This is a genomic window from Bacillus sp. SH7-1 (assembly GCF_008042405.1).
Taxonomy (GTDB): domain Bacteria; phylum Bacillota; class Bacilli; order Bacillales; family Bacillaceae_G; genus Bacillus_A; species Bacillus_A thuringiensis_N.
On the sequence record NZ_QNUD01000065.1, the window covers coordinates 1 to 5,368 of the forward strand.

Sequence of the window (5,368 nt, forward strand, 5' to 3'; positions counted from 1 at the left end):
GTCTTATATTACACCTCTAAGGTACAATCGTCAATACCTTTTTATAAAGATATTTAATTAAATGTTTTTATGCTCTTTTAGCTAGATACATCCCCACAAAAATTCATTATCGGAAACTACCTTCTGCTTCTCTTTAATTTATTCTTGCAAAACATATTCAATCTAATTTGCGTGGACATTTCCCTCCAACAAAACTATTAACCTTATTTTAACAAATACTAGTATATAATTAGGGGGTTGTTGTACTATCAATGAACTCTATTAGAAGCAGGTGAAGATATGAAAGATATACGTATCCTTATAGCAGACGATGATAAAGAAATCCGAAATTTATTAAAAATATATTTGGAACGAGAATTATATATGGTAGATACTGCGATTAATGGCGATGAAGCCTTACAATTATTTAATCAAAACAACTATAACCTCGTTATATTAGACCTTATGATGCCGAAAGTAGATGGTATCGAAGTATGTAGAAAGCTTAGAGATAAAACTAACGTACCGATATTAATGCTAACCGCTAAAGATCATGAAGTTGATAAAATTTTAGGTTTAAGCATTGGTGCCGATGATTACATTACAAAGCCTTTCAGTATTCACGAAGTCATTGCACGTGTAAAAGCCCTTATGCGGCGTTTTTTAGTTCTTGGAAGTAACACTAATATACAAGAGAAAACAACTCTAACTTTTAAAGGACTAACGATCGATTTAAATACATATACAGTTCATACAAACAAAGAAGAAATTAACTTAACTGGAAAAGAACTAGAACTATTAAAATTCTTCACTTCAAATCCAGGGCAAGTATTTACAAAAACACAGCTCTTCCGAAATGTGTGGGACGATAATTATATAGAAGATGACAATACCGTTATGGTACATATTCGAAAACTTAGAAAGAAAATAGAAGTCGATCCTTCCAACCCAAAATTCATTCAAACTGTATGGGGAATTGGTTATAAGTTTGTAGGTGAACAACTTGAAGACTGATAAAACCCTTTTCCTTATTTCATTACAACTTATCATTTGCGGGCTTTTAAACATACAAATGAACCCAAGGATAAAAATGTCTTTATTTATTACCCTTATCTTAATTACAATGTATCTCTTCTTTTCAAGAATACAATTCATTCAGCATCGCAAATCAACAGATACTAAATTAAGTCGTGTACTAAAAGGTAATTTACAAACGAGATTATTTACAAGCAATGATCGTTCATTACATAATATCGTTTTTTCAATAAACGAACTAATAGCTGAATTAGAAAAGGTTCGGATTGAAGCAAAGAGGTCTGAGGAATCTAGAAAAAAACTTCTGTCTAGTATCTCGCACGATATACGAACACCACTTACCTCCATTATTGGCTATATCGATGCCTTAAAAGATGGGGTTGCTGCTTCTGAAGTAGAAAAGCAAGAATATCTTAAAATACTTTATATGAAATCAAATAACTTAAAGCACCTAGTTGATGAGATATTCAATATGGCAAAGCTAGATGCTAATGAATTTCCACTAAAAGAAGAAAAACTCGACTTTTCTGAAGTTACCAGAGAAGTTTTGATCGAGTTTTTACCTGAACTATCAAAACATAATATTAAACTGCAAGTTCTCATACCAGAATCTACTTGCCCTATCATCGCAGATCATCTAAGCCTTATGCGGATTATGGGTAATTTAATGAAAAATGCCATTCATTACGGAAGGGATGGGAAAACAATAGGAGTCGAACTACTAGAAACCAATACAGAATATGAACTTCTTATTTGGGACAAGGGCCCTGGCATTCCAAAACATGATCTACAAAACGTATTTGAGCGAATGTACCGAAGCGACCAATCAAGAAACTCCTCGTTTGGTGGTAGCGGTCTCGGGCTTTCTATTTCTAAAGCGCTCGTTGAGAGGAATGGTGGGCATATATGGGTTGAAAGTAGTCCATGGGAACGAACCACTTTTGGCTTTTCCATTCCAAAACACAATACTTTTAAGAAATAGTTAAGAAATGATTAATATGCAGTTAAGCCTTCCTTTTTATCATGTAAGTAAGAACTTATAGAAAGTAGGTGTCTCCTATAAATACAATTATAAAAACGACTAATCTTACTAAAGTATATGGCAATCAAAAATCCGTAGATAATCTAAATATTAACGTTCAACGGGGAGAGATTTATGGATTCATAGGACGTAACGGTGCTGGTAAAACAACAACCATTCGTATGCTACTCAGTCTTATAAAGCCTACAAGTGGAACTATCGAAATATTCGGAGAGGACTTATTTCAAAATCAAAAAGATATTTTAAGTAGAATTGGTTCTATCGTTGAAGTTCCAGGGTTTTATGAAAACTTAACTGCAAAAGAAAACCTATTAATTAATGCAAAGATAATTGGGATTCACAAAAAGAATGCTATTGAAGAAGCGTTAGAAATAGTAGGCTTGCAACATGAAACAAAAAAGTTAGTAGGAAAGTATTCTTTAGGAATGAAGCAGCGTTTAGGAATTGCACGCGCCCTTCTCCATTATCCCGAACTACTCATATTAGATGAACCAACTAACGGACTAGACCCCATCGGTATTAAAGAAATGCGAAAACTTATTCATTCTTTAGCTCAAGAAAGGAATATAACGATACTCATTTCTAGTCACATATTAGCCGAGGTAGAACAGTTAGTCGATCGTATCGGAATTATTCACGAAGGAAAGTTACTAGAAGAAATTTCTCTTGATACGCTACGCAAAGCAAACCGTAAATACATAGAATTTCAGGTGAATAATGACAATAAGGCTGCGATGCTATTAGAAAATCAATTTCAAATTTTCGATTATGAGGTACATGATGAAGGGAATATTCGCATTTACTCTCATTTCGGGCAACAAGGACACATAAACAGAACGTTCGTTCTAAATGATATTGAAGTATTAAAAATGATGATGAGTGAAGACAGATTAGAAGATTATTTCACCAAGCTAGTTGGAGGTGGAACAATTGGTTAATCTACTCTATACAGAACTATTAAAACTAAAACGCTCTAATATGTTTTTAATTAGTATTATTGGGGCTGGTGTCGCACCTTTCTTAGTCGTAGTAGCTTCTTATATACATATAAAAACAAAACAGCCAACTCCGACTATTTGGTTCCATCAATTATTCACTGACGTTAACTTATACACTACTTTAGTTATAGGTTTCCCCTTATATGGAGTAGTAGTTGCTTATTTGTTTACCCGTGAATATGCAGAAGATACATTAAAAAATTTACTAACTATCCCCGTGTCACGCATTAGCTTCATTATAAGTAAGTTCATCATTCTTTTCCTTTGGATCGTGATGCTAACCTTAGTTGCTTGGTCGCTTACTTTAATATTAGGGCTATTGGGGAACTTCCCTGGTTTTAACACTGCTTTACTTTTAGGTTCTTTCCTAAAATTTTTAACCTGTGGTGGATTTCTCTTTCTATTGTCTTCACCTATTGTGCTATTAACTCTTGTAATGAAGAGCTATGTACCGCCTATTATATTAACAGTCATTATTACAATGACTAATCTTATGCTCGTAAATTCCAAACATAAAGGTTTATTTCCGTGGACTGCCACTTTAGATATTGCAAATAACGAATTACAATCCACATATCCACCAGAGTATTCTTATATCATCATTGCAGCAACAACGGTTTTCGGATTTATTGCAACACTATTCTATTTTAAGAGAGTAGACATTCATTAATTTATAGGAGTGAAACTATGAGCGATATTATTATTGCCTTTATACTCGGTATCGTAGAGGGGTTAGCTGAATTTTTACCTATCTCTTCTACTGGCCACCTTATATTAGTCGGACATTTATTAGGATTCGAAGGAGAAAGAGCGAAAACGTTTGAAATTGTTATTCAGCTAGGGGCAATTTTAGCTATTGCAATTTTATATCATAAACGTCTCGTTTCTTTATGTAATATTAAACCTCTTCTGCGGAAAGAGAAAAAGTTCAACGCTTTCCATGTATTTCTTGGTGTATTTCCAGCCGTAGTTGCTGGTTTACTACTACATGATGTCATTAAAACATACTTATTCCAGCCATACACTGTTGTGATTGGACTTGTAGCAGGGGCGATTCTTATGATCTTTGCAGAAGTAAAAAAGAAAGATGCAACCGCCTATTCACTGGACGATTTAACATACCGTCAAGCATTAACAATTGGATTATTTCAATGTTTAGCAGTATACCCTGGCTTCTCTAGAGCTGGCTCCACTATCTCTGGAGGTCTATTAGCAAAAGTAAATTATAAGACTGCATCTGAGTTCTCTTTTCTAATAGCTCTTCCTGTAATGGTTGGAGCTACAGGCTTAGACTTACTAAAAAGCTGGAAGTATTTAAGTGTCGATGACATCCCTATGTTTGCAGTAGGGTTCATTACCTCTTTTATAGTAGCAATGCTAGCGGTAGTAACTTTTCTGAAGCTTTTAGAGAAGATAGGTTTAAAACCTTTTGCATACTATCGAATTTTGTTAGCTATCTTATTTACACTTTTCGTATTGCTATAGATTCATATAAGTCACATATTATTAAACCGATATTCAAGTTGAAATATCGGTTTTTTATCCATTTCACCTCTAGTATGTTTTACTTGAATATAGCACAGTGGCAATACATCCCCGAATATTCTTCAAGCAATTATAGCCTTTACCGTACAGCACAATTTAAAAATTAAACATCCCTCTATTAATCTGGATGTCTACTGGCCAATGCTGTATAGGGACCGAACATTTTTATAAACCATATCCATTCCACACATACTATCTTTCTTAATTCGCGACACACAGATGCAAGTTTCAAATGCGTACAAAGACATAGCATATAAGGGTCTTCCCCAAGGATTATAAAGAGACTAAACTATTTATTAAAGTGAGATAACTGGGATACTTATTGGGGAAACCGTAAAAAACTAGGATCTGTTACAGCATAGCAATTTAGTGATTCTCCTCATTATCTTGCACAGCTAGTAATTGATGCGTTAAAAGCAGCACTATGTCCCAATCACATTTATTATGAATTAGAAACTAAACCAATATCGCCAAATAACAATTATGGTTTTATATTCAATGCGTAGGATGAACTTATCTCCATCATTAAGACATCAGAATACAACGTTCGTCTATAATTGAAACAGTATAATATTGTTTACTAAACACGAAAAAACACAAGTCAAAAGACTTGTGTTTTTAGTTGCTTGGCGACGTCCTACTCTCACAGGGACAAGGTCCCAACTACCATCGGCGCTAGAGAGCTTAACTTCCGTGTTCGGTATGGGAACGGGTGTGACCTCTCTGCCATCATCACCAAACTATTGAAGGTATATTCCTTCAAAACTAG

Annotated in this window: 5 protein-coding genes and 1 rRNA gene; 5 read left to right on the plus strand and 1 reads right to left on the minus strand. The window is 34.3% G+C overall.

The window, feature by feature from the left end; translation table 11 throughout:
- Positions 1-279 precede the first annotated feature (279 nt).
- From DN390_RS29965 to uppP, 5 genes are all read left to right on the plus strand, one after another.
- Entirely contained in the window at positions 280-993 is a 714-nt protein-coding gene (locus DN390_RS29965) for a response regulator transcription factor (RefSeq protein WP_098344264.1), read from the plus strand.
- The gene (locus tag DN390_RS29970; RefSeq protein ID WP_147809305.1) at positions 983-1,996 is read left to right on the plus strand and encodes a sensor histidine kinase; all 1,014 of its coding nucleotides are present in this window, start codon (positions 983-985) and stop codon (positions 1,994-1,996) included. Before DN390_RS29965 ends, DN390_RS29970 begins: the two co-directional genes overlap by 11 nt.
- Positions 1,997-2,064: 68 nt before the next feature.
- Complete coding sequence (locus tag DN390_RS29975; protein ID WP_147809306.1) at positions 2,065-2,994, plus strand: ABC transporter ATP-binding protein; 930 nt, start codon at positions 2,065-2,067, stop codon at positions 2,992-2,994.
- Complete coding sequence (locus tag DN390_RS29980) at positions 2,987-3,724, plus strand: ABC transporter permease (protein WP_147809307.1); 738 nt, start codon at positions 2,987-2,989, stop codon at positions 3,722-3,724. Before DN390_RS29975 ends, DN390_RS29980 begins: the two co-directional genes overlap by 8 nt.
- A gap of 17 nt (positions 3,725-3,741) precedes the next feature.
- The gene (gene uppP / locus DN390_RS29985; RefSeq protein WP_147809308.1) at positions 3,742-4,539 is read left to right on the plus strand and encodes an undecaprenyl-diphosphate phosphatase UppP; all 798 of its coding nucleotides are present in this window, start codon (positions 3,742-3,744) and stop codon (positions 4,537-4,539) included.
- A gap of 684 nt (positions 4,540-5,223) precedes the next feature.
- On the opposite strand, the gene rrf is transcribed toward uppP, so the two are convergent.
- Positions 5,224-5,339: ribosomal RNA gene (rrf, locus tag DN390_RS29995) — 5S ribosomal RNA — on the minus strand.
- Positions 5,340-5,368: the final 29 nt, after the last annotated feature.

Bases quoted from the DNA above. Each gene is read 5' to 3' on its own strand.
- uppP (WP_147809308.1), top strand. From the start codon at position 3,742: ATGAGCGATATTATTATTGCCTTTATACTCGGTATCGTAGAGGGGTTA.
- DN390_RS29965 (WP_098344264.1), top strand. From the start codon at position 280: ATGAAAGATATACGTATCCTTATAGCAGACGATGATAAAGAAATCCGA.